This window comes from Streptomyces sp. NPDC026538, from assembly GCF_055567535.1.
Window position 1 is genome coordinate 1,145,178 of sequence record NZ_JBVHQG010000001.1, and the last position, 23,198, is coordinate 1,168,375.

Here is a 23,198-nt window from a genome sequence, read left to right on the forward strand (position 1 = left end):
GCAGCACACGGTGACCCGGCGGCACACGCAGGACACCCAGACAGGCTCAGGACGAACCTGACAGAGAGGGAACCACCGACATGCCGACCTGCCCGAACGGACACCAGTCGGGTTCCGACGACTGGTGCGAGGTGTGCGGTCACCGCATGGCCGGTGCCGTGCCCCCGCCTCCGCCCCCGCCGACCGCCGGCGGCTACGGTTTCCCGCCGCCCGCGCCCGGCGCCCCGGCCGGCGGTCCCGCCGGTGGCCGGCATCTGTCGGCCGTGCCGAACGCCCACGAGCCGGAGCTGTGCCCGCAGTGCCGTACGCCCCGGGAGGGCGGTGCGCCGTTCTGCGAGGAGTGCCGCTGGAACTTCCTGACCAACACGGCCACCTCGTACACCCCGGCCGCCCCGCGCCCGCCCGCGGGCGGCGGCCCGGCCGCGCCGACCTTCCGGCCGCCCACCCCGCCGTCGTACGGCGGGAACACCGACTCGTACGAGTACCAGGGCTCGCGTCCCTCCCAGATGAATCGTCCGGCCGAGCCGATCCCCTCCTTCGGCAGCGAGCCCTCGGGCCCGACTCCGTTCGCGAACGAGCGCGGCGGCGGCCCGTCGGGTCCGCCGGCCCCTCCGGCCTTCGGCGGCGACCGCGGCCAGTCCGGACCGCCCGCCTTCGGCAACGACCGCGGCCAGTCCGGGCCCCCCGCGTTCGGCGGCGACCGCGACCCCGCCGCCCCGCCCGCTCCCCCGGCCTTCGGCAACGACCGGAACCCTTCCGGCCCGCCCGCGTTCGGCGGCGACCGCGACCCCGCCGCCCCGCCCGCTCCCCCGGCCTTCGGCAACGACCGGAACCCTTCCGGCCCGCCCGCCTTCGGCGGCGAACGCGGCCAGTCCGGGCCTTCCGGGTTCGGCGGCGAGCGGGGGCAGTCCGGGCCGCCGCCCTTCGGTGGTGAGCGCGGCCAGTCCGGACCCCCGCGTGGCCAGTCCGGCCCGCCCGCCTTCGGTGGTGAGCGTGGTCCCTCGGCTCCGCCCCCGTCGTTCGGTACTGCTCCGGGCCAGAACTCCGGCGGCCCGTCCGCCTTCGGCAGCGCCCCCGGCGCCGGCCCGGCCTCCGGGCCGTTCACCCGCGACCCCTCCGGTGGCCCGGCCGCCGGTCCCTTCGGTGGCGGGGACCCGTCCCGGCCGCCGGTTCCGCCGCCGCCCGGCGGTGGCGCTCCCGGGGCCTTCCAGCAGTCGGCTCCGCCCGCGCCGCCCGGCTTCCCGCAGGAGACCGGCAGGCCCCCGGCCGGCGGCCCGTCCTTCGGCGGCGCCGACGACGACTGGGTGATCTCCCCGCCGGCGGCCGGCCCCGGCGCGCCCCCCGCCCCCGCCCAGGGCGCCCCTCCCGGTGGCTACGGTTACCCGCAGCCCGGTGCCCCGGCCGGTCCCGGCTTCCCGCAGGCCCCCCAGGGCCCGGCGACCTGGACGGCGACGATAGGCCCGGACCGCGACTACTTCATGGCGATGATGCAGCGCTCGGGCCCGGAGGCGGCCGGCCTCAACCTGCCCGCGTACTCCCCCGAGCAGCAGCGCACGCTCGCCGGCAACCAGGTGACCATCGGCCGCCGTCGGCACTCCACCGGTGACACCCCCGACATCGACCTGTCGGTGCCGCCGGAGGACCCGGGCGTCTCGCACCAGCACGCGGTCCTGGTCCAGCAGCCGGACGGCAGCTGGGCGGTCGTCGACCAGAACTCGACGAACGGCACGACGGTGAACGGCGGCGAGGAGCCGATCCAGCCGTTCGTCCCGGTGCCGCTGCAGGACGGGGACCGGGTGCACGTAGGCGCCTGGACAACGATCACCGTTCGACGGGGCTGAGCCTTGGCGCCCCCGTCAGGGGCGCCGGGCGGTATCGATCCGCGGCTGCCGTCGCGCGGGCGCGCGCAACCCCCGTCCGCGGCTGCCGTCGCGCGGGCGCGCGTAACCCCCGTCCGCGGCTGCCGCCGCGCGGGCGCGCGGGCGCGCGCAATCCGCACCGGCCCGCAGCCGAGAACAGCGCTCAGACCGGGAGAGGCCAGACCCAGGGCCCCTCCCGGTCGTCCAGCCACACCCACTCCCCGTCTTCCGCCACCGTGACCCCGTACCGCTCCCGCCCGGGCATCCCCGCCCGTTCCCACACCTCGTGGGCCTCCCGAGGGCTGAGCACCCCCTGGGTCAGCTCCATCATGAACTGGAACAGCTCGTCCTCGAGGGCCCGGGACGGCACCCCGCTCACATCCCCCGCGCCGGCCCGCTCCACCCCGCGCAGCGGCACGAAGAACGCCGCCGAGGGCAGGAACCGGCCCTCGGCGCGTCCCTCGCCCCACACGGTCAGCGCCAGCAGCCCGGTGGCGACGGGCGCGAGAATCCGTGCGCCCGGCGCGCTCTGTGTGATCCACGCCCGCGGCACACTCGGCAGCGCGCAGGTCGCGATGATCCGGTCGTACGGCGCACGCTCGGGCACCCCGCGCGCCCCGTCACCGGTGACGACGGCCGGCCGATGCCCGGCCGCGGCCAGATGCAGCCGCGCCGACTCGGTGATCTCCGGATCGACATCCACCGTGGTGACGAGATCGTCGTCGCCGAGCCGATGGGCCAGCAGCGCGGCGTTGTACCCGGTCCCGGCGCCGATCTCCAGCACCCGGTCGCCGTCGGCCACCCGCAGCTCGACCAGCATCCGCGCCATCAGCGAGGGCTGGCTGCTGGAGGACAGCAGCTCGCCGTCGCGCAGCCGGGTGGCCAGCGGAACGTCCTCGTAGGCACCCCGCACCCAGCGTTCCCGGGCCCCGGGATCGGCGCTCTCGCCCCACCGGCGCTCATAGCCGCGCGCCCCGGCGACGTAGTAGTACGGCACGAACAGATGCCGGGGCACGGCCTGGAAGGCCTCCCGCCACACCGGCTCCGCCGCCCAGACCCCCTCGGCGTCGATCTCCCGCACCAGCTCGGCCCGTGCCACCGCGGCCAGCCCCTCGATGTCCGAGATCTCCGCGTCGTGGGCGCCCATGCGTCCACCCTAGAGCCCCGCCTCCGTACCGGGTCCTAAGCCTCGGGTCCTCGGTCACCGCGTCTGAGACCATGTAGGGGTGAGAGAGATTCGGCGCGGCACGCTTCAGGAGAAGACCTTCTACGAGCAGGTCGGCGGGGAGGAGACCTTCCGGCGGCTGGTGCACCGTTTCTACGAGGGCGTCGCCGGGGACCCGCTCCTCAAGCCGATGTACCCGGAGGAGGACCTGGGTCCGGCCGAGGAGCGGCTCACGCTGTTCCTCATCCAGTACTGGGGCGGCCCGACGACGTACAGCGACAACCGCGGTCACCCCCGGCTGCGGATGCGGCACGCCCCGTTCACCGTGGACCGGGCGGCGCACGACGCCTGGCTGCGGCACATGCGGGTGGCCGTGGACGAGCTGGGCCTCTCCGAGGAGCACCGGGAGACCCTCTGGAACTACCTCACCTACGCGGCCGCCTCGATGGTGAACACCCCGGACTGACCCCCGACCGGCCGCGGGCGCCGGCTCAGCGGACGCTGACGTCCAGCGCCCCGAGTCCCGCCCGCCGTACGGCGATCGACCCGAACGGCGTGCGCAGCCGCAGCCACGCCCCCGCGGAGAGCAGTACGGCCTCGTCGGCCGGGCGCAGGAAGCGCAGCGACTGGGCCGCGTGCACGGCCCGTACCGGAAGGCCGGTGCCGCCCACGGTCCGGGACCAGATGTCCCGCCCGATCCGGTCGAGTTCGGCCCGGGTACGGCCCTCCGGCGCCAACTCCGCCGTACGGGACCGGAATTCACCCACCGCGGCCGCCACCGTGGCCTGCAGCGCCCGCGGCGCGGGCAGTCCCGGCTCGGGCAGCCAGCCACCGCGTGGCGGCAGCACGCCCGCCCACGGCGGCCCGGTGACCGCCCCCGGCACTCCGGCCGTGGCGGCCTGCTCGTCCACCGACTCCAGCAACTCCCCCGCGGAGACGGTCACATCGAGCGTGACGTCGAGACCCCGCTCGTACGGCTTGGCGAGCCGCACCGCGCGGATCGCCAGTACCTCGAAGGACGGCGGCCGCCCGAAGACGGCCAGCGCGGTGCCGGCCGCCTGGAGGCGTACCGCGGCCGAACGGTCGTAGTGGAGCAGCCGGGAGAGGAAGGCCGCGAGATACGCCGCCTCCCCGTCGTCCGCGAGGTGGAGCACCGTCATGCGGCGACGGCCTCCTCCTTGTCGTCCCGGTACTCCTCCAGGAAGTCCCGTTCGTCGGCGGTGATCCGGCGCGGCCGGCCCGTCTCGAAGTCGAAGGGCACGACCACCGTGGAGGCCCGTACGTAGACCAGGTCGTCGTCCTTCACCTCGTAGGTGATGGTGAAGGACGCGGCCCGGATCTCGGTGATCCACAGCTCGATGTCCACCGGGTGGTGCCGGTGGACGAGCTGCCGTTTGTAGTCGATCTCGTGGCGGGCCACCACCGACCCCTGCTTGAAATCCTTTTCCGGCCGGAACAGGAAGTCGATGCGGGCTTCCTCCAGGTAGCGGATGAAGACCGCGTTGTTGACATGGCCGTAGGCGTCCATGTCGGACCAGCGCAGGGGGCAGCGGTAGTGATGACGCAAGTCGGATCAGCCCCGGGTCAGCTTCTTGTAGGTGGCGCGGTGCGGACGGGCGGCGTCCGGTCCGAGCCGCTCGATCTTGTTCTTCTCGTACGACTCGAAGTTGCCCTCGAACCAGAACCACTTGGACTCGCCCTCGTAGGCGAGGATGTGGGTGGCGACCCGGTCCAGGAACCAGCGGTCGTGGGAGACGACCACGGCGCATCCCGGGAACTCCAGCAGGGCGTTCTCCAGGCTGCTGAGGGTCTCCACGTCGAGGTCGTTGGTCGGCTCGTCGAGGAGCAGCAGGTTGCCGCCCTGCTTCAGGGTGAGCGCGAGGTTGAGACGGTTGCGCTCACCACCGGAGAGGACACCGGTCGGCTTCTGCTGGTCCGGGCCCTTGAACCCGAACGCGGACACGTACGCCCGGCTCGGCATCTCGACCTGGCCGACGTTGATGTAGTCGAGCCCGTCGGACACGACCTCCCACAGCGTCTTCTTCGGGTCGAGGTTGGAGCGGCCCTGGTCGACGTAGGAGATCTTGACGGTCTCGCCGACCTTGATGTCACCGCCGTCCGGCGTCTCCAGGCCCTGGATCATCTTGAAGAGGGTGGTCTTGCCGGCGCCGTTCGGGCCGATCACGCCGACGATGCCGTTGCGCGGCAGTGTGAAGCTCAGCCCGTCGACCAGGACCTTCTCACCGAAGGCCTTGTTGAGCTTGTCGACCTCCACGACCACGCTGCCCAGGCGCGGGCCCGGCGGGATCTGGATCTCCTCGAAGTCCAGCTTCCGCATCTTGTCGGCCTCGGCGGCCATCTCCTCGTACCGCGCGAGACGGGCCTTCGACTTGGCCTGCCGCCCCTTGGCGTTGGAGCGCACCCACTCCAGCTCCTCCTTGAGGCGCTTCTGCCGCTTGGCGTCCTTCTGACCCTCGACCTTGAGACGGGTGGCCTTGGTCTCCAGGTAGGTGGAGTAGTTGCCCTCGTACGGGTAGGCGCGGCCGCGGTCGAGCTCGAGAATCCACTCGGCGACGTTGTCCAGGAAGTACCGGTCGTGGGTGATCGCGACCACGGTTCCCGCGTACTTGGCGAGGTGCTGCTCCAGCCAGTTCACCGACTCGGCGTCGAGGTGGTTGGTGGGCTCGTCGAGGAGCAGCAGGTCGGGGGCCTCCAGCAGCAGCTTGCACAGCGCCACGCGGCGCCGCTCGCCACCGGAGAGGGTGGTGACGGGCCAGTCGCCGGGCGGGCACCCGAGCGCGTCCATGGCCTGCTCCAGCTGGGCGTCGAGGTCCCAGGCGTTGGCGTGGTCCAGCTCCTCCTGGAGCTTGCCCATCTCGTCGAGCAGCGCGTCCGAGTAGTCGGTCGCCATCAGCTCGGCGATCTCGTTGAACCGGTCGAGCTTGCCCTTGATCTCGGCGACACCCTCCTGGACGTTCTCCAGGACGGTCTTGTCCTCGCTGAGCGTGGGCTCCTGCATGAGGATGCCGACGCTGTAACCGGGCGAGATGAAGGCGTCGCCGTTGGACGGCTGCTCCAGACCCGCCATGATCTTCAGCACGGTCGACTTACCGGCGCCGTTCGGACCGACGACGCCGATCTTCGCCCCCGGCAGGAAGCTCAGGGTGACGTCGTCGAGGATCACCTTGTCGCCGTGCGCTTTGCGCGCCTTGCGCATGGTGTAAATGAACTCAGCCAAGAGAAACCGTCCGGCAGCTTGAATCTGGCAGTGGGCAGATACACCCCATCTTGCCTGACGTCCAGCCTTGGGTGTTAACCCGTTTGGTCCGGGGGCTGTGACCTGGGGGTTCGCTGGTGGTGGCGGTGGCAGCGGTGGCCTGTCTGTCACTGCCGGTCGCTGTCGAGTGGCCTCGGGGAACCTCGGACGACCCAGGGACGGCCCAGAGGTGATCACTCGACAGAGAGCTCACTGATGCGGTCGGCACGGAGGAAGGGGGGGCGCATGCCACGTCGGCGGCAGTCGCGCAGCAGGTCAGCCCACGACTCAGTGGACTCCCGCAGGCCCTCGGCCAGGGCGATGAGCTCTTTGGCGCCGTCCAGCCGCACGCCGAGCAGGACCAGCACGCACGAGTGGGCCTGCACGAGTCGGACCTTGGGGTGCACGCCGTCGGCCCAGACGTAGACGTAGTCGCGGTCGGACAGGTCACGGGCCTGGAAGGCGGCGTGGTCGTCGCTCCACTGCTTGGTCAGCCGGGTGACGGTGGCGGGCGACAGGCCTGCGGTGCCGCCGAGGAACTGCTCCAGGGCGGGGACGAAGTCCCCGGACGACAGGCCGTGCAGGTAGAGCAGCGGCAGCACCTCGGAGATCTTCGGTGACTTGCGGCACCACGGCGCGAGGATCTTGGAGGAGAACCGCTTACGCTCGCCGGTGGCGCCGTCGACGCGTCGGTCGTTCACGGTGCCCGTGCTCGTCGGTCTCGGCAGTCAACTCGGCTGTGTACTGGTTGACTTCCGCCTCCAGCGCGGCGGCCGGCATCCGGCGAGCCCCCTCCCGGACGATCTCGTCGATCAGGGAGCCGGACTGAGTGGAGCCGTCGTCGGTGACTACGCTGAGCACGGGCGCGCCTTCCCGACCCGCGCTGGAACGCGGGCCTACTCGGAAACCATACGGATCATTCGGGAAGACACGCGGTCCGCATGCCCTCCCGGAACCGATCAGCAAGTCCTGAGCATTGCTCCCGTTAGTCTCCTTCGGGCAAGCCACCGGACTTGTCCGTGCGCATGAGGATTCCGGGACAGTCTGGATCGACTTCGCCCGTGTAGTGGTTTGGCCAGAAGTAGCGACTGGTGCGCGGCAGCGGCACCTCCACAAGTCGGCCGTCGTGCATCATCCACAAGCCAAAGCAGTCATCTTCCTCGTCGTGGATCAGCACCTGCACGGAGTGCGGGGACGGCCAAGGCTGAGACTCCAGGTGTTCCAGGAGTCCGACCCAGTTGCTCCGTCGTGTGAACTCAATGGCCCAGCCACCGAACATGCCATGCCCGATATTTGCGAATTGGCCATGCCACTTTCGGGTGGGATCCGGCTGCGTCAGCGGTTCCATGACCTCTTCGGCGCTGCTGGCCAACACGATGACCTCGGCGAATCTGCTCATGGCTGAGTATCGCCGGAGTCATGGGAGGAACTGCAATCGAGTTCCGTCTCTGGAATCGACACCCGCGATCCGAGGGCGACGATGGCGAGATGGTTGGCTCCGAGACTTTGGGCTGGAACTGCCATGAGGCGAGTGATCACGGCCCCGTAAGCTTCTGGCGAGTCGGGCAGTCAGTGGACCTGCAACGACGAGAGCCACCACGACGACCCCGCGCACCACGACGCGCCACAACGAGAACGTGCCGCCGGCGCTCGCACAGCTGTGCAGGGGCGCTACCGGGCGTGCCGCGTTGCTGATGATGCGGCGTACCTCAGCGGAGGGTGGCCACGACTCCGTGTCGGGCGGAAGGCAGGAGGTCGACGGCGAGGTGGAAGCACAGCTCGGCGCTCAGGGCGAACAGGGCCATCAGCAGTGAGTTGAGGGTCTTGCCGTTGGCGAGAAAGCTCCCGCCGAAGGCCGCGGCGCCGATGACCAGGAGCGCCCCGAGCACGGTCCAGAACGCGACCGCGCGGCGGCGGAGCAGCACGGCGCGCGCTGCCGTGACGATCGACAGCAGGACGAGCGTGAGGCCGAGCGCCGTGTGCACGGCGAGGGCGAGGGAGCCGTGCCCGACCGCCCAGGTGAAGCTCTCGTAGGTCCTGATGCGATGGGGCTCCGCCGGAGATCCCCGATGGTGAACCGGAAAGAGGCCGTAGAGATTGATGACCAAGCCGACCCCCGCCTGCACAAGCACCAGAAAGCCGGTGGCGAGCAGGAGGCGGCGGACGGCACTGGAAGCGCCCATGAGGAGACCATACACAGAGTAGTCAGCGGATGCGGACAGTGACGATCCGGCATCCGCCGCGCTGCCGGCGCCGTCGATCAGGGCAAGCCGCTGCGGTCGGCCCGTTTGGACCGCGTCAGCGGAGGCCGGGGGAAGGCTTCTGGAGTGTTCGGTGGAGCAGGAGGGCGGTTGCCGCCGCCGTGCCCACGACTCCGGCCGCGCGGAGGGCGTGGGAGGAACGCCAGGAGAGGACCGCCCAGCGGGACTGGGCCGACAGGAGGGATCCTGTGCTCAGCCACGAGCCTGCCGAGACAACGGACAGCGCCGAGCCGATCGAGCCGGCCGAGAGGGCGCTGCCGATCGAGCCGACGGACAGGGCCGAGCCGACCGACCCGATGGACAGGACGGATCCCACCGAGCCGATCGAGAGGACCGAGTCCTGCGACCACAGCGACAGCACCGAGTCGGAGGAGGTGGCGCGGGGTGACTTGGTCATGGGGTCATACTGCCCTGCGGGGCCCCTCCGCGGGGGTCAGTCGCCCGTCGGGTTCTCGCGGCGGCGGAGGATCACCAGGACCGCGCCGCCGATCACCACCAGGCCGATGGCGACGCCCGTGATCACGCCGGTCGCCGAGTCGCCACCGGTGGCGGCGAGGTTGACGTCGGAGGCGGCGCCACCGACCGACGCGGGGCTGGGCTCGCTGAGGGTCTGGGTGGTGAGCCCGCTCTCCACGGCCTGGGTCCTGCAGTCGAAGACGCCGGTGAAGCGCCGTTCGAGGCTGTTGGCGCCGGTGATCGTGAAGTCGTAGACCTGGTCCTCCTGGAGCGGGATGGTCACCGTCCGCGAGGTGTTCGCGGGGATGGTGTGCTCGGTGCCCATCAGCTCGAAGGTGAACGGCTGGTCGCCGGTGTTGGCCGCGGTGATGTCCACGCCGCCCGCGGCGCAGTTCTTCTCGGCCGACAGTGCCGGTATCGCGCCCTGCTCGGCCCAGGTCGCGTTCGCGCTCGCGGCCACCGTGGACTCGCTGGAGCCGGCCAGGATCTGCGTCTGGCTGCGGCTCTCGGAGGTGAAGGCGCGGCCGACCGGGACGGTGGTCGACGCCTGGACGGTGAGTTCGGCGGACGCGTCCGTGGCGTCGTCGGGGACCTTGAAGTACAGCTCGCTGCCGTTCTGCGCCGCGGTGACCGGCTGTCCGCTCTTGTCGGTGATCCGTACGCCGGTCAGGGCCGCGTCGGCGGGCGGGATCACGGTGACGGTGCGCGCGTTGGTGTGGACCTTGACCGGGCCCAGCAGGCCGCCCGGCCGGCCGGAGACCGCGGGCGGGTCCAGGGTCAGCGAGGCCTGCGGTTCCGACTGGCCGCGGGCGCTCTTCTCCAGGTAGTCGGCGAGCTTCTCGGCCTGCGGGTCGACGGCGTCGACGTCCGCGCCGTCGGAGTAGCGCCAGATCGCCACCTGGGTGCCGGCCGCCGCGTCCTGCTCGGTGAGGGTGCCGGCGCCGGCCTCGCGGGCGAGCGCGGCGAGATCGTTGACCTGCGGGTAGGAGTTCTGCAGGATCCAGCGGATCTTGCCGGCGTTCCTGTTGGCGCCCAGCGAGGTGCCGCTCCAGGCCGTCTCGTGGTACTTGGCGTCCCGCTGGGTGGGGTTGTGGAGGTCGACGCAGTACGTCTGGAGCATGCCGCCGCCGTCCACGGACATCTCGAACAGGCCCGCGGCCACCTGCTCGTCGCCGCTGTCGCCGTGCACGACGGCCTCGCCGTAGGTCTTCAGGCCGCCTATCGTCGCCGTCGCCCCGCTCTGACTCTGGCCGGTCCCGTCGTCGGCCGCGGCCCGGCCGGCGCCGGTCAGCACGGCGGCTGCCGCCAGCCCGGCCGCCAGTGCCGCGGCGGCGAGGCGGGACACGCCTCTCGCGGACACGGGCGTACCGGAGTGCCTGGCGGACGCGCCGGGCGCCGAGGGACCAGAGAACGCAGCGAGCACAGAATTCCCCTTCGAGCAGGACCCCTTGAACGCGGGGGGTGGTCCCACCAGCAGAATCAGCGACCCCAGGGGCCACGCCCGGCATCCTATGGATCAGCCGGACCGCCCATTCCCGGTGAGATGGTCGGATGAGCGATCCGATCCGTAATCGTTATCGCGGAGCCCCGAACAAGCAGCCCTTGTCGACAAATCCACCTGACCGTCACGGCGGCCACTTCGGAGCGCATTCGCCGATAGACCGTCAAGGGGCGTTCAACGGGCCGTAGTTCCGGCAGTCCGTGACGAACGACGTGGTGCGCGGGGCGACTTCACGGCACCGTCGGCGGTTCCGGTTCACGTCACGGCCAGCGGTTCCGGTTCATGTCACCGCCACAGCCAGCGGTTCCGGTCACGTCACGTCACCGCCACCGCCACCGCCACCGCCACCGGTTCCGGTCACGTCACCGCCATCGGTTCCGGTTGCTGTTGTGCGGGGGTGTCGGGGGACTCCGCCGGTGTCTCCCAGTTCGGTTCCGGGCGAGGCGGTGCCGGTGCCACCGACTCCGGCTTCCCGGCCCGCCGGAAGGCCGCCGTACCGCGGGCGAGGTCGTGGCCGATCGCCACCGCGTCGATGTCGGCGGAGGTCCACTGCTGGCCCTCCCGGGTCTCGGTGCGCACCTTCAGCCGCCCCTGCACGACGACCGGGTCGCCTACGGACAGCGAGGCCGCCGCGTTGGTGGCGAGCTGCCGGTTGGCCCACACCGTGAAGAAGTTGGTGTGGCCGTCCGTCCAGGTGCTCTTCTCGCGGTCCCAGTAGCGCGAGGTCACCGCCAGCCGGAACCGCGCCGACGGTCCCGCCGCCAGCTCCCGGTAGACCGGCTGCGTCGCCACGTTGCCGACCGCGCAGACCAACGTCTCGTTCATCACGAACCCCTCCCTCACCCGGCCGTCGGGGCCGGGCCGGATCCGCGTACGGGCCCGTCCCGTACGGCTGTGTCCATCGCGGCGGCCGCCCTCGTGGCGATCGCCGCGGGACCAGACTGCCGCCGCCGGACCGGACCCGCCGAGCGCTGTGGACCACCGCCGGCCTGTGGAAAAACCCAGCACCCGGACGAGTGATCCGGGCCCCCCGACGGGCCTCACCCCGCCCCGGCGGCGGCACGTCGCCCCACCCCGCCGGCGTCACACCACGCCGGCCCCCGTCCGCGTCACCCTGCCGTACTGCTCCCGTACCTCCCGGTAGCGCAGCAGTTCCGCCGCCACCGGGTCCAGCACCCGGGCCCGGCCGCATCCGGCCGCCGCCTCCCGCAGTCGGCGTTCCGCCTCCAGGCCGTACCGCCGGGCCGGTCCCCGGGCCGCCATCCGGCAGCCCCATTCGACCAGCGGGCCGCCGACGATCCCGGCGACCATCAGGAGCACCGGCACGCCCAGGTTGGGCGCCACCACCCCGGCGATCTGCCCGACCAGCCACAGCCCGCCGACCACCTGGAGGAGCGTCATGGCGGCCTGGGCGAGCACCGCCACCGGCCACCAGCCCGGCCGGGGCGGCCGCCCCGGTGGCAGCCCTGCCTGTGCGGCCAGGTCGTCGAGGGCCTCCGACAGGCCCTGCGAGCCGCGTACGGCCGCCTCCCGCACCGCCTGCGCCCAGGGCGCGGGCAGTCCGGCCGAGGCCCGGTCGGAGACCGTGCGCACCGCCTGCTCGACACGCTGCCGCGCGGTGGCCTCCTCCTCCGGCTGGGCCTGCTGCAGACGCCCCGTGGGCGGCTCGCCGCGCCCCTGGTACCAGCGCCACAGCCGCAGCCAGGGGGTGCCGCAGGCCCGGTTGGCATTGCGCAGCCAGGCGCGTTCGGCGGCCTCGCCGGCGGCGGTGGCACCCACCGCGTCGGCCAGCCGCGCGGCGAAGTCGTCGCGCGCCTCCTCGCTGAGCCCGGCGCGGCGCCCGGTGGCGTACACGGGCCGCAGCCGGGCCGCGGCGGCGTCCACGTCGGCGGCGACCCGGCGGGCCGCCGCGCCCCGCTCGGAGACGAACTGGCCGAGGCTCTCGCGCAGTTCACCGACGCCGTCCCCGGTGAGCGCGGACAGCGCGAGCACCGTGGCGCCCGGTTCGCCGTACTCGCCGAGCGCGACCCCGTCCTCGTCGAGCACCCGGCGCAGATCGTCGAGGACCAGGTCGGCGGCCTCGCCGGGGAGCCGGTCGGTCTGGTTGAGGACGATGAACATGACCTCCGCGTGACCGGACAGGGGTCGCAGATAACGCTCGTGGAGCACCGCGTCGGCGTACTTCTCGGGGTCGACGACCCAGATCACCGCGTCCACCAGCTTCAGGATCCGGTCGACGTGTTCGCGGTGCTGGACCACGGCCGAGTCGTGGTCGGGCAGGTCGATCAGGATCAGCCCGCGCAGCTGCGCGTCCGCCTCCGGGTTGTGCACGGGGCGGCGGCGCAGCCGGCCCGGGATGCCGAGCCGGTCGATGAGGGCCGCGCTGCCGTCGCTCCAGCTGCACGCGATGGGCGCGGCGGTGGTGGGGCGCCGTACGCCGGTCTCGGAGATGGCGACTCCGGCGAGCGCGTTGAACAGCTGTGACTTGCCGCTTCCGGTGGCGCCGGCGATGGCGACCACGGTGTGCTGGCCGGAGAGCCGGCGCCGGGCGGCGGCCTCGTCCAGGACCCGGCCGGCCTCGGAGAGGGTCTGGCTGTCGAGCCGGGTGCGGGACTGGCCGACGAGTTCGCGCAGCGCGTCGAGGCGGGAGCGCAGCTGGCCGTCGTAGGCCAGCGGGGCGGGGGGCGGGGCGCCCGGGCCCCGGGTCTCTGGGACGGGGGCGGTCGGTTTGGCGGACTCGGTGACCCGGCGGGCGATGAGGCCGTCGTCCCAGACGTCGTCGTCGGCGGCGGCGGCCGGGGCGTCGTCGCCCGACTCACGCTGCTCACGCTGAGCGCCCGGCTCACGAGTCTCGCGCTGATCGTCTGACTCACGAGTCTCGCGCCGATCGCCCGACTCACGCTTCTCACGCTGATCGCCTGGCTCACGCTGCCCCCGTACGCGCGCGTGCGGCACGGTCTCGGTGTCCGCGGCGCCCTCGGCCGGGTACGCGGGCTCCACTCCGGCCCCGTCCCGCCGGTCCTCGGACCCGTCCGGTACGGAGTCCTTCGCGGTGGCGTCCCTCGGGCCCGGCCCGGGGTCCTTCCCCGAGCCCCCCGCCGAGTCCCTCCCCAGGCCCTTCCCCGGGTCCCTCTCCGAATCCCTGACCGACTCCATCACGGTGCCCTTCGCGGTGTCCTTCTCAGAGGCCTTCACCGAGGCCGTCACCGAGGCCTTCATCGGGTCCGGCCCGGGGTCGCGGACCGGCTCCGGCTCGGACTCCCGTCCAGGGTCCCGCCCGGACTCCCGTCGAGGCTCTCGCCCCGGCTCCCGGCCGGACTCCCGACCCTCCTCTCGTCCCGGGTCCCGTCCGGGCTGCCAACGCGCCTCTCCTTCCGGCGCCCGTCCCGCCTGCCGACCCGTCTCTCGTCCCGGCTGCCGTCTCGGCTCCCGACCCGCGTCCGGCGCGGGGTCCGTCGCGCTCGGGCCGCTCTCGAAGTCACCCGTGTACTCACCGATGGGGTCACCGATGGGGTCACTCGGGCGGTCACCTGTGTGATCCATGCGTTCCATGTGATCCGTGTGGTCGTGGTCAGTGACGGCGGTCACCGGTCACCTCTCCTTCTGGAGGACGGACAGGGCGGCGATGAGTTCGGCCTGGGGTTCGGGGTGGACGTCCAGGGCGTCCAACGGGGCGAGCCGGCGTTCGCGTTCGATGTGCATGACGCGGTCCACGTGCTCCCCGAGCAGCCGTCCCGCCCGGTCGCGCAGCCGCAGCGCGCCGTGGGCGCCGATGCGTTCGGCGAGCCGCTCCCCCGCCACCCGGGTGCGGCGCCCCCCGAGCAGCGCGGTGGCCACCAGGGCGGCGACCGCCTCGGAGTCCGGCGCGACGCTGCGGTCGAGCTCGCGCACCTCGTCGTCGGCGTACTCCTCCAGCTCGCGCCGCCAGCGCCGGACGGCGATGCCGATGCGGTGCTCGGCGCTCTCCAGGGAGGGATCGCGGTCGGTGAGTCCCGAGGCGGCGGAGGCGGGTTCGCGGCGCCAGGAGTCGTCGACGCGTTCGTCGGCGGCGGTGACGGCGCACAGCAGCAGCGCGGCAAGGCTCTCCACCAGGGCGTCCAGGAGTTCGCCGGGGCTGCAGTCGACGGGAAAGGCGCGCCAGCGCTTGAGGGCGTCGCCGGCGAGGACGGCGCCGTTCTGCAACCGGCCGCGCACGCGCGCGTGCTCGCTGTCGTAGGCGGTCTCGACGGCGGAGGTCAGGCGCAGGGCCGCGGCGTACTGGGCGGCGGCCGCGGCGGCCAGCTCGGGCATCCGGGCCTTGAGGGAGTCGAGGACGCCGTGGGCGGTGCGGGCCAGGGTGTGCCGGCGGGCGCCGGGGTCCTGGGCCTGCTGCAGGAGCCAGGCGCGCAGCGGGGCGACGGCGGTGGCCGGGAGCAGTCCGCCGCCCCACGCGGACTCGGGCAGCTCGGGCACCGTGAACCGGGGTACCTCGCCGAGCCCGGCCTTGGTGAGGAGGGCGCCGTACTGCCGGGAGACCTCGGAGACGACCGTGTGCGGGACCCGGTCGAGGACGGTCACCAGAGTGGCGTCGTACTCCTTGGCGGTGCGCAGCAGATGCCAGGGGACGGCGTCGGCGTAGCGCGCGGCCGTGGTGACCATCACCCAGATGTCGGCGGCGCAGATGAGTTCGGCGGCGAGGACACGGTTGTCCACGACCAGGGAGTCGATGTCGGGGGCGTCGAGGAGGGCGAGACCGCGCGGGAGGCTGTCGACGGTCTCGACGCGGAGCGCGCGCGGGGGGTTCTCGCCGGGGAGGAGGGGGTCGTCGCCGGATTCCTGGTGCGGTACCCACAGGCGCGTGAGGTCGGGCAGCACGCGCATGCCGCTGAACCAGTGATGGTCTTCCGGATGGCAGACCAGGACCGGTGTGCGGGTGGTCGGCCGCAGCACGCCCGCCTCGCTCACCCGGCGGCCCACCAGAGAATTGACGAGGGTCGACTTGCCGGCACCGGTCGATCCGCCCACGACGGCCAGAAGCGGCGCTTCGGGTTCTTTGAGCCGGGGCACCAGATAGTCGTCGAGCTGGGCGAGCAGTTCGTCGCGATTGGCACACGCGCGTGCGGCCCCGGCCAGGGGCAACGGAAAGCGTGCGGCGGCGACACGGTCGCGCAGAGCGGAGAGTGTGTCGAGCAGCTGAGGCCGTACGTCCAAGGTCACCACATGCGAAGAATGCCCAATTTTAGGGGAATTCTGAAGCATATAGACATGTCTGCGCGCCGACAGAACACAACGGGCGGAAGGGACGACTGGGACGGAGGCACAGTCCAGGCATAACGAGTGCACAACACCCGGTGCGTCAGGCGCCAAAAGCGATGCACGATTCGTACCTGCCTGCGATTATCAGGACCGCTTCACCGAACCTCCACATTGAGCCACGGAGGCGAAGCAACCGGGACGAGGACCGGGGAGTTCTATCCTTGTCCCCGGAAACGTCACGGACCGGCCCGACCGGGGCAGTACGTACGAGGTCAGCACAGCCGGCCCCCGTAGCTCAGTGGATAGAGCAGGCGCCTTCTAAGCGCTTGGCCGCAGGTTCGAGTCCTGCCGGGGGCGCCATGCCCGAGACGGCACCCTTACCTGCGTTTTCGCAGGTAAGGGTGGCTTTCGAGTGCATCTTCCAGTGAGCCCGGCCACGCGGTCTCAAGCGTCCGAGTCCGGCTGGTGCCGGGTAAATCCGGCTCACTACGGGAGTCTGTCCCCCATGCGTCCCCCGTTCTCCCGCTGAGAAGGCCACGCCAAAGCGGTGGGGCCCCCACCCTGGCGGGGCCCACACCGTCTCGGTGACGGACAGCGTCCCGTCCACGACCACCTACACCTACGACACCACTGTCGACCCTCGGGGCCTCGCCACCTCGGTCTCCGACTCCGTGGCGGGCACGTTCTCGGCACGCTACGACGCCGACGGCGGTGTCATCAGCCAGACCATGCCCGGCGGTTACACCATGACCCAGACCGCCGATAGGGAGCGCCGGTCAGCCGGGTCTACACCCGTACCTCCGACGGCACGGTCCTGGTCTCCGACAGCGTCACGCTCACCGTGCACGGCCAGCGGGCCACGCACACCGGCACACCCGGTGTCACCGCGTCCCAGGCGTACACCTATGACGCGGCGGGCCGTCTCACCCAGGTCCAGGACAGCACCACCGACGCGTTCTGCACGACCCGTTCCTACACCTACGACAAGAACAGCGACCGCAAGACCCTGGCGACGGCGACCGGCGCGGTGGGCGCCGACTGCACGACGAGCGGCGCGACCACCACGTCGTACAGCTACGACACCGCCGACCGTCTGGTGAACACCGGCTACGTGTACGACGCATTCGGCCGCACCACCAGCAGACCGGGGGTGACGCTCGCCTACTACGCCGACGATCTGATCCAGCAGCAGACCGTCGGCACGAAGCGCCAGACCTGGAACCTGGACGCGACCCTGCGCCTGCGGTCCTGGACGACCGAGAGCAACTCCTCGGGCACCTGGACGCAGACCGCCGCCAAGGTCAACCACTACGACACGGACGAACCTCTACAACGTCGGCAACTGGCTCTACACCCACCACTACTTGTGGTGACAGCCGCCGCAACACGATGATCTGACCGTCGGCAAGCCGGGCGGCGGTCTCCCCTCCGTTCGGGGACCGCGCCCGGACGCACCCCCCATTCATCGAGGATCACCTTGTCCCCCGCATCCCCGTCCGCGGCCACCCGCCTCGGACTCGCGGCCGCACTTCTGCTGCCGACCGCCTTCTTCCTCGGCGCGTGTTCCGTCATCGGCGGGGAGACCTGCGACGGCACGAAGGACGAGCTCAGGCGACTGGCCGCGCAGCCGCTGCTCGACGCGGCGCCCGCACGCGCCACGGCACCCTCCAACTATCGCGACGTGGGCATAACCAGCGGCTGCGACGACGACAGCAGCGGACAGCCCTGGCTGCACGCCGACCGGCTGTACGCCTATCCCGGCACCATCGAGGAGGTCATGAAGCACTACTCCGAGGAGGCGAAGGCGGCCGGCTGGCAGTTCGAGCACGACCCGAGCCCCGACGCGGCGCCCGTCGCTGTGGAGGGGGCGTGCTGGACCCGGACCGAGAAGGGCCGGCACCTGCTGCTCAACGTCGACACCCGCGTCGAGGCATACTCACCCCGGCCCGAGGCGGGCGGCGGAATCGCCTACGAGGTGTCGATCGGCACCACGCGGGACGGGAACAACGACGACAACGAAGCCACCTGCTGGCACTAGGGACTGTTCCCGGTTCGGATCAATTGAGGACGAGGAACGTCGACGCCCCGGACAGCCCCCGCCCCGCGCCGTCGGTCAGGACAGCGGGCCCTGTTCGCAGACCCGGCGGGCGACCTCGCGGAGCTTGATGTTGTTCTCCTGCGAGTAGCGGCGCAGCACGTCGAAGGCCTGTTCCTCGGAGAGGTGGTGGCAGCCCATCAGGATGCCCATGGCCTCGCCGATCACGTGACGGGTGGCGACGGCCTGTTCCAGCTGGGCCTGGGTGCGGGCGCTGGAGAAGGCGACCGCCGCATGGGAGGCCAGCAGCCAGCCGGCCAGTTCACTGGCCTCGGTGAAGGCGCCGGGCCGGCGGGAGTAGACGTTCAGCGCGCCGAGTTCCTCGTCCTCGGTGTAGAGCAGGAAGCCCATCATGCTGCCGACGCCCAGCCGGTGGGCCCTGGGGGCGAATTCCGGCCAGCTGGGCTGCTCCTGGGTGAAGTCCCGGATGCGGTACACCCGCTCCCCGTTCCCGGCGTGGGCGACGTCGAAGCACGGGCCCTCGCCGAGCCGCTCCTGGAGCCGGTCGCTGTCGACGACCAGCTGCTCCGTGGGGGCGAGTGTCCGCACCTCCTTGCCGCGCAGCACCAGGATGCCGGCCGCGTCGCAGCCCTCCACCAGCTCCGTGGCCGAATCGGTGATCCGGGCCAGGGTGGCGTCGACCGACTCCTGCGCCAGCAGGTCCCGCGCCAACGACGCCAGCCGCTGCGCGAACCGCGCCCAGTCCATCGCGTCCGCCGCCTCTCGCTGCCTCCCGGCCCGTCCCGCTCTCAGCATGTCACGCGGCGGACGCCGGGCTCGGAGGAACCGACGGACGACAAAGGATGACATCGTTGTCAGAAGTCGGCGAAAATCTGTAAAAGTCTGTGAAAGTCTGCATAAGCCGCCGGAGGCCGCTCCCGGGCCGATGGGCCGAGATGCCGGACATCTCGCGCTCAACGGCACAGGAGCCTGGTGGCGGCCACCGGGGAGGCTCAGGTCCGGTCGACCAAGTCGCTCAGGGTCGCGGCCAGTTCGCCCACCGACTGCTCGCGCAGCAGGTGGTGGGCGGGCACCGGGATGTTCAGGGCCGACTCCAGGGTGCGCTGGAGGGTCAGGGCCGTGAGGGAGTCGATGCCCTGGGTGTAGAGGGGGCGGTTGCGGGCGATGCGGTGGGCCGGGGGGATGTCCAGGTGCTGGGCCAGATTCCGGCAGAGGAAGGTCTCGAACGCGCGCCGGCGGTCGTCGCCGGGAGTCTCGCGCAGGGCGCCCAGGTCGAGCGCGGTGGTCGGTGTGCCTGACACGGTCTCATCGTCCTTTCGTCTGGCGTGGGCGTGGCTGGGAACTGCGCAGTGCACGGGGGTCGAGACCGGGGCGCGGGCCGGCCCCGTCGGACCACATCAGGTGGAAGCGCCAGCGGCTGAGCCGCCAGCCGTCCGGGGTGCGGACCGCCTCGCCCTCGCTGTGGCCGCCGATGTCGAAGCGGCCGTCCGGGTCCGGACCGTCGTCGTGGTGCACATGGGACGCGATGAGGTGGATCCGGATCCGGGCGGTGTCCCCGTCGACCCGGATGCCGTAGTTGGCGGCCAGGTGGTGGGTACGGGCGAAGCGGGACTTGCGGTCGTAGTGGAAGGCGGCGGCCTGGTCGCGGCCCTCGACCGTGCCGACCGGGAACTCCAGCCGGCAGTCCGGGGTGAAGACCGTGGCCGGCCAGGCGGGGTCGAAGCCGTGTTCGTCCTGGGTGTCGAGGAGGGTGATGTAGCGGTCGATCAGTTCGGCGACGGCCGCGCGGTCCGCGAGTACGGCGAACTCTGCGCGCAGGGCGTCGAGTTCGGCACGCAGTTCGAGGACCGTGCCGGCGCGGTCGAGGGACGGGGACGTCATGGGGTCCGTGACTCCAATTCGGGTGAGGGGGCCGGTCAGGCCGCGGGGCTGCCCGCGAGGCGCCAGCCGCGGGGGTCCCGGTGCGCCGCGAGGCGTTCCGGACGGCGCCAGCCGGCCACCGGACGGGACTCCAGCGGGCACGGGTCCGCCGCGGCCAGGGCGGCCGCGCGGGCCAGCAGGACGGTGGTCAGCGCGGCCAGCTCGGCGGGGCTCGCCGCGCCCTTCACGACCCGGATGACCAGGGCACCGTCCGTGCCACCGCCGCGGTCCGTGCCGCCGGTGGCGTCCGTGCCGCCGGTGGCGTCCAGGCCGCGAGTGCCGCCCGAGCCGCCGGAAACGCCCGAGCCGCCCGAGCCTCCGGAACCGCCCGAGCCGACAGATGCGTCCAGGCCGCCGGAACCGCCCGAGCCGCCGGCACCGCCCGAGCCGCCCGAGCCGCCACAAGCGTCCAAGCCGCCCGAGCCGCCGGCACCGCCCGAGCCGCCACAAGCGTCCAGGCCGCCGGTGCCGCCCGCACCGCCGATACGGCCGGCACCGCCGATACGGCCCGCACCGCCGATACTGCCCGTGCCGTCCAGGCCGGTCACGGCCTCCGCCGCGCTCACTGCGGCGGGTTGCCGTGCTTGCGGCACGGCAGGTCGGCCTGCTTGCTGCGGAGCATCGCAAGGGCGCGGATCAGGGTGCTACGGGTCTGCCGCGGGTCGATGACGTCGTCGATCAGTCCGCGTTCGGCCGCGTAGTAGGGGTGCATCAGCTCCGCCTGGTACTCCTTGATCTTCTGCGCGCGGGTGGACTCGGGGTCGTCCGCGGCCGCGATCTCCCGGCGGAAGATGACGTTCGCCGCGCCCTCGGCGCCCATCACGGCGATCTCGTTGGACGGCCAGGCCAGCGCCAGGTCGGTGCCGATGGAGCGGGAGTCCATGACGATGTACGCGCCGCCGTACGCCTTGCGCAGCACCAGGGAGATCCGGGGCACGGTCGCGTTGCAGTAGGCGTAGAGCAGCTTCGCGCCGCGCCGGATGATGCCGTTGTGCTCCTGGTCCACGCCCGGCAGGAACCCCGGTACGTCGATCAGGGTGACCAGCGGGATGTTGAAGGCGTCGCAGAACTGGACGAACCGCGCCGCCTTCTCGCTGGCGTCGATGTCCAGGACACCGGCGAAGGAGGCCGGCTGGCTGGCCACGATGCCGACGACCTCGCCGTCCAGCCGGGACAGCGCGCACACCACGTTGGTCGCCCAGCCGGGCTGGACCTCGAAGTAGTCGCCGTGGTCGACGATCTCCTCGATGACGGACCGGATGTCGTAGACCCGGCCCGGGTCCTCCGGGACCAGCTCCAGGAGGTGGTCGGTGCGCCGGTCGGCGGGGTCGTCGGTGGGCACCCGGGGCGGCAGGTCGCGGTTGTTGGACGGCAGCAGCGACAGCAGGTGCCGCACGTCCTCCATGCAGCTGCGTACGTCGTCGTAGGCGAAGTGGGCCACGCCGGAGGCGGTGGCGTGCACGTCGGCGCCACCGAGGTCGTTCTGGGTGATCTCCTCGCCCGTCACCGCCTTGACCACGTCCGGTCCGGTGATGAACATCTGGGAGATGTCCCGGACCATGAAGACGAAGTCGGTCAGGGCCGGTGAGTAGGCCGCGCCGCCCGCGCACGGGCCGAGCATCACGCTGATCTGCGGGATCACGCCGGAGGCGCGGGTGTTGCGCTGGAAGATGCCGCCGTAGCCGGCGAGGGCCGAGACGCCCTCCTGGATCCGGGCGCCGGCACCGTCGTTGAGGGACACCAGCGGGGCGCCCGCCGAGACGGCCATGTCCATGATCTTGTGGATCTTCTGGGCATGGGCCTCGCCGAGGGCGCCGCCGAAGATGCGGAAGTCGTGCGCGTAGACGAAGACGGTACGGCCGTGGACCGTGCCCCAGCCGGTGATCACACCGTCGGTGTACGGGCGCTTCTTCTCCAGGCCGAAGCCGGTGGCCCGGTGCCGGCGGAGCATCTCGACCTCGTTGAACGACCCCTCGTCGAGCAGGAGTTCGATACGTTCGTACGCGGTGAGCTTGCCCTTGGCGTGCTGGCGCTCGGTGGCCAGCGGATCGCCGTGCCGGGCGGCCTCCTTCATGAGGCCGAGTTCCTCGATCCGCTCGGCGGCGCTCCACTGGCCGCGATGCTCACGGTCGTGGAGGCTCGGGCGGCCGGATTTCTGTTCGAGTGACATTGGTGGGTCACGCTCCCCAGTCGGATACTCCGGTGGTCGTGCCTTCGGCGCCCCGGTGCACGGGCACGCCCACGGTGCCGTCGGCGTCCAGGTCGACCGTCTGTCCCGCGTACAGCGCGACCGGCGGCACCCAGCGCACGGTGACCTGCTCCGGCGCCCCGCCGCGCACCGCGACGGCCGCGTTGTGCCGGGGCCCCGACGGCAGGTCGAGCAGCGTCCACCCGGCCGGCCTGCGGTACGGGTCGGCGCCCAGGTAGTCGTGGCCGGGGTCGCGGGACAGACCGGTGCCCAGCGCCTTGAGATAGGCCTCCTTGCGGGTCCACAGCCGCCCGAACGCGGCGCGCCGCTGCCCGGCGTCGTCGAACGCCGCCAGCTCCGCCTGCTCCCCCGGGTGCAGCGCCGGCGTGCACACCTCGACGGTCTCGGCCCGCGGCAGCCGCTCCACGTCGGCGCCCACGACCGTACGGGAGACGGCCACCACGGCCATGCCGTGGCTGTGCGCCAGCGAGAAGTGCAGCGGCGGGTCGGGGTGGGCGACGGCCGGGCGGCCGTGCGGCTCGGCGCAGCCCGGGCAGGGCTCCCGCACGAACGGCACGTCCTGCGGGGCCAGCCCCAGGTAGGCCCCGAGCAGCCGGCGCAGGGCGACATGCGCGGAGGCGTACGTCACCCCGTCCGTGGGCCGGACGAAGGACGCGGTCCGCCTGCGCTCCGCCTCGCTCAGCTCGGTCAGGTCGAGCAGCTCGGCCGCGGTCTCCAGCTGCGCCCGGCGGACCATCCAGACGTCCAGCTGCCCGGCCGCCGGCAGCCTGGGCGCGGCCGCGAGGGTGGCCGCGCCGAACTCCAGGACCGGCATCTGCCCGATCACCTCGGGCTCGGCACGTCGTGCGCGACCAGGTGGTACTCGTCCTTCCCGGCGTGCTTGTGCGGGCTGTCCTCCGGGCCGAGCTGTCCGGCCAGGCACTCGACCAGCTCGGCGGCGCTGTTGGCGCGCAGCAGCCGGTTGAGGTTGACGTCGACGCGCAGCGCGGCCTCCATGCGGCGCTGCAGCTCCAGGCCGTTGATGGACCCGATGCCCAGGCTGTTCATCGGGCGGCCCACGGTGTCGATGCTCTCGGGTGACACCCGCAGCACCCGGGCGAGTTCGCCGCGCACGTACGCGTCGATGATCCGGGTGCGCTCGGCGAGGCCGACGGAGGCGAGGTGCACGAGGCTGGGCGGCGCCACCTCGACGATCTGGTCGCGCTCGAACTCGTAGTCCAAGTCGTCCAGTGCGTCCTCCAGGTCGTCGAAGACCCAGGTCTGCGTTGTCTGGTCCATGG

Annotated in this window: 22 protein-coding genes, 1 tRNA gene and 1 pseudogene; 5 read left to right on the plus strand and 19 right to left on the minus strand. The window is 72.1% G+C overall.

The genetic code is table 11. The features are described from left to right. The first annotated feature begins 80 nt into the window (after nt 1-80). Nucleotides 81-1,841 carry an FHA domain-containing protein gene (locus tag ACZ4N4_RS05145; RefSeq protein WP_467584530.1) on the plus strand — a complete coding sequence of 587 codons (1,761 nt, stop codon included), beginning with the start codon at nt 81-83 and terminating at the stop codon, nt 1,839-1,841. A gap of 181 nt (nt 1,842-2,022) precedes the next feature. Here ACZ4N4_RS05145 and ACZ4N4_RS05150 read toward each other — a convergent pair whose 3' ends face one another. Then, nucleotides 2,023-3,006, minus strand: a complete 984-nt coding sequence (locus tag ACZ4N4_RS05150; RefSeq protein ID WP_467584534.1) for a methyltransferase domain-containing protein — start codon at nt 3,004-3,006, stop codon at nt 2,023-2,025. 79 nt (nt 3,007-3,085) lie between these two features. Here ACZ4N4_RS05150 and ACZ4N4_RS05155 point away from each other — a divergent pair, with 79 nt between their 5' ends. Then, nucleotides 3,086-3,490 (plus strand): globin, encoded by a 405-nt coding sequence (locus ACZ4N4_RS05155; protein WP_351735218.1) that lies wholly within the window; start codon nt 3,086-3,088, stop codon nt 3,488-3,490. Between the two features lie 25 nt (nt 3,491-3,515). Here the strand turns inward: ACZ4N4_RS05155 and ACZ4N4_RS05160 are convergent, their stop codons facing one another. From ACZ4N4_RS05160 to ACZ4N4_RS05210, 11 genes and pseudogenes are all read right to left on the minus strand, one after another. Continuing rightward, nucleotides 3,516-4,184, minus strand: a complete 669-nt coding sequence (locus ACZ4N4_RS05160) for a DUF8010 domain-containing protein (RefSeq protein ID WP_467584537.1) — start codon at nt 4,182-4,184, stop codon at nt 3,516-3,518. Further along, nucleotides 4,181-4,591 (minus strand): acyl-CoA thioesterase, encoded by a 411-nt coding sequence (locus ACZ4N4_RS05165; RefSeq protein WP_450755775.1) that lies wholly within the window; start codon nt 4,589-4,591, stop codon nt 4,181-4,183. Before ACZ4N4_RS05165 ends, ACZ4N4_RS05160 begins: the two co-directional genes overlap by 4 nt. 6 nt (nt 4,592-4,597) lie before the next feature. Then, complete coding sequence (gene ettA, locus ACZ4N4_RS05170) at nt 4,598-6,262, minus strand: energy-dependent translational throttle protein EttA (RefSeq protein WP_453575799.1); 1,665 nt, start codon at nt 6,260-6,262, stop codon at nt 4,598-4,600. Nucleotides 6,263-6,510: 248 nt separating this feature from the next. Then, nucleotides 6,511-7,141, minus strand: a pseudogene (locus ACZ4N4_RS05175) (transposase); the annotation flags it as partial. 124 nt (nt 7,142-7,265) lie between these two features. Further along, nucleotides 7,266-7,679, minus strand: a complete 414-nt coding sequence (locus tag ACZ4N4_RS05180) for a hypothetical protein (protein WP_467584541.1) — start codon at nt 7,677-7,679, stop codon at nt 7,266-7,268. 310 nt (nt 7,680-7,989) lie between these two features. Continuing rightward, on the minus strand, nt 7,990-8,463 hold the full coding sequence (locus tag ACZ4N4_RS05185; protein ID WP_467584544.1) for a hypothetical protein: 474 nt from the start codon (nt 8,461-8,463) through the stop codon (nt 7,990-7,992). A gap of 115 nt (nt 8,464-8,578) precedes the next feature. Then, complete coding sequence (locus tag ACZ4N4_RS05190) at nt 8,579-8,938, minus strand: hypothetical protein (RefSeq protein ID WP_467584547.1); 360 nt, start codon at nt 8,936-8,938, stop codon at nt 8,579-8,581. A gap of 36 nt (nt 8,939-8,974) precedes the next feature. Then, on the minus strand, nt 8,975-10,357 hold the full coding sequence (locus tag ACZ4N4_RS05195; protein ID WP_467584549.1) for a Cys-Gln thioester bond-forming surface protein: 1,383 nt from the start codon (nt 10,355-10,357) through the stop codon (nt 8,975-8,977). A 498-nt stretch (nt 10,358-10,855) separates the two neighbouring features. Continuing rightward, nucleotides 10,856-11,323, minus strand: coding sequence for a single-stranded DNA-binding protein (locus tag ACZ4N4_RS05200; RefSeq protein ID WP_467584552.1), 468 nt, complete (start codon nt 11,321-11,323; stop codon nt 10,856-10,858). A 258-nt stretch (nt 11,324-11,581) separates the two neighbouring features. Continuing rightward, entirely contained in the window at nt 11,582-13,705 is a 2,124-nt protein-coding gene (locus ACZ4N4_RS05205) for a YfjP family GTPase (protein WP_467584554.1), read from the minus strand. A 384-nt stretch (nt 13,706-14,089) separates the two neighbouring features. Further along, nucleotides 14,090-15,697: a dynamin family protein gene (locus ACZ4N4_RS05210; protein WP_467584557.1), complete on the minus strand. Its 1,608-nt coding sequence runs from the start codon at nt 15,695-15,697 to the stop codon at nt 14,090-14,092. A gap of 320 nt (nt 15,698-16,017) precedes the next feature. On the opposite strand from ACZ4N4_RS05210, the gene ACZ4N4_RS05215 reads away from it, so the two are divergent. The 3 genes from ACZ4N4_RS05215 (at nt 16,018) to ACZ4N4_RS05225 (ending at nt 17,771) form a co-directional block, all read left to right on the plus strand. After that, nucleotides 16,018-16,093 (plus strand) — tRNA-Arg (locus ACZ4N4_RS05215). A gap of 481 nt (nt 16,094-16,574) precedes the next feature. Beyond that, entirely contained in the window at nt 16,575-17,126 is a 552-nt protein-coding gene (locus ACZ4N4_RS05220) for a hypothetical protein (RefSeq protein WP_467584560.1), read from the plus strand. Nucleotides 17,127-17,210: 84 nt separating this feature from the next. Then, nucleotides 17,211-17,771, plus strand: a complete 561-nt coding sequence (locus ACZ4N4_RS05225; RefSeq protein ID WP_467584562.1) for a hypothetical protein — start codon at nt 17,211-17,213, stop codon at nt 17,769-17,771. A gap of 75 nt (nt 17,772-17,846) precedes the next feature. Here ACZ4N4_RS05225 and ACZ4N4_RS05230 read toward each other — a convergent pair whose 3' ends face one another. From ACZ4N4_RS05230 to ACZ4N4_RS05260, 7 genes are all read right to left on the minus strand, one after another. After that, entirely contained in the window at nt 17,847-18,536 is a 690-nt protein-coding gene (locus ACZ4N4_RS05230) for a GAF and ANTAR domain-containing protein (protein ID WP_453578564.1), read from the minus strand. 245 nt (nt 18,537-18,781) lie between these two features. Beyond that, nucleotides 18,782-19,090, minus strand: coding sequence for an acyl carrier protein (locus tag ACZ4N4_RS05235; protein ID WP_351329174.1), 309 nt, complete (start codon nt 19,088-19,090; stop codon nt 18,782-18,784). Nucleotides 19,091-19,094: 4 nt separating this feature from the next. Next, nucleotides 19,095-19,670: a nuclear transport factor 2 family protein gene (locus ACZ4N4_RS05240; RefSeq protein WP_467584564.1), complete on the minus strand. Its 576-nt coding sequence runs from the start codon at nt 19,668-19,670 to the stop codon at nt 19,095-19,097. Nucleotides 19,671-19,705: 35 nt separating this feature from the next. Beyond that, the gene (locus tag ACZ4N4_RS05245) at nt 19,706-20,275 is read right to left on the minus strand and encodes an acyl-CoA carboxylase subunit epsilon (protein WP_467584566.1); all 570 of its coding nucleotides are present in this window, start codon (nt 20,273-20,275) and stop codon (nt 19,706-19,708) included. Beyond that, nucleotides 20,272-21,879, minus strand: coding sequence for an acyl-CoA carboxylase subunit beta (locus tag ACZ4N4_RS05250; protein WP_453578533.1), 1,608 nt, complete (start codon nt 21,877-21,879; stop codon nt 20,272-20,274). Before ACZ4N4_RS05250 ends, ACZ4N4_RS05245 begins: the two co-directional genes overlap by 4 nt. Nucleotides 21,880-21,886: 7 nt before the next feature. Then, nucleotides 21,887-22,732 (minus strand): 4'-phosphopantetheinyl transferase family protein, encoded by an 846-nt coding sequence (locus ACZ4N4_RS05255; RefSeq protein WP_453578531.1) that lies wholly within the window; start codon nt 22,730-22,732, stop codon nt 21,887-21,889. A gap of 8 nt (nt 22,733-22,740) precedes the next feature. After that, nucleotides 22,741-23,196, minus strand: coding sequence for an acyl carrier protein (locus ACZ4N4_RS05260; protein WP_467584569.1), 456 nt, complete (start codon nt 23,194-23,196; stop codon nt 22,741-22,743). Nucleotides 23,197-23,198: the final 2 nt, after the last annotated feature.

Excerpts from the sequence above, each read along its gene's own strand:
- ACZ4N4_RS05230 (WP_453578564.1), bottom strand. The coding sequence starts at position 18,536 with ATGGACTGGGCGCGGTTCGCGCAGCGGCTGGCGTCGTTGGCGCGGGAC.
- ACZ4N4_RS05185 (WP_467584544.1), bottom strand. The coding sequence starts at position 8,463 with ATGGGCGCTTCCAGTGCCGTCCGCCGCCTCCTGCTCGCCACCGGCTTT.
- ACZ4N4_RS05150 (WP_467584534.1), bottom strand. The coding sequence starts at position 3,006 with ATGGGCGCCCACGACGCGGAGATCTCGGACATCGAGGGGCTGGCCGCG.
- ACZ4N4_RS05255 (WP_453578531.1), bottom strand. The coding sequence starts at position 22,732 with ATGCCGGTCCTGGAGTTCGGCGCGGCCACCCTCGCGGCCGCGCCCAGG.
- ACZ4N4_RS05190 (WP_467584547.1), bottom strand. The coding sequence starts at position 8,938 with ATGACCAAGTCACCCCGCGCCACCTCCTCCGACTCGGTGCTGTCGCTG.
- ACZ4N4_RS05260 (WP_467584569.1), bottom strand. The coding sequence starts at position 23,196 with ATGGACCAGACAACGCAGACCTGGGTCTTCGACGACCTGGAGGACGCA.
- ACZ4N4_RS05200 (WP_467584552.1), bottom strand. The coding sequence starts at position 11,323 with ATGAACGAGACGTTGGTCTGCGCGGTCGGCAACGTGGCGACGCAGCCG.
- ACZ4N4_RS05250 (WP_453578533.1), bottom strand. The coding sequence starts at position 21,879 with ATGTCACTCGAACAGAAATCCGGCCGCCCGAGCCTCCACGACCGTGAG.
- ACZ4N4_RS05160 (WP_467584537.1), bottom strand. The coding sequence starts at position 4,184 with ATGACGGTGCTCCACCTCGCGGACGACGGGGAGGCGGCGTATCTCGCG.
- ACZ4N4_RS05180 (WP_467584541.1), bottom strand. The coding sequence starts at position 7,679 with ATGAGCAGATTCGCCGAGGTCATCGTGTTGGCCAGCAGCGCCGAAGAG.
- ACZ4N4_RS05145 (WP_467584530.1), top strand. The coding sequence starts at position 81 with ATGCCGACCTGCCCGAACGGACACCAGTCGGGTTCCGACGACTGGTGC.
- ACZ4N4_RS05240 (WP_467584564.1), bottom strand. The coding sequence starts at position 19,670 with ATGACGTCCCCGTCCCTCGACCGCGCCGGCACGGTCCTCGAACTGCGT.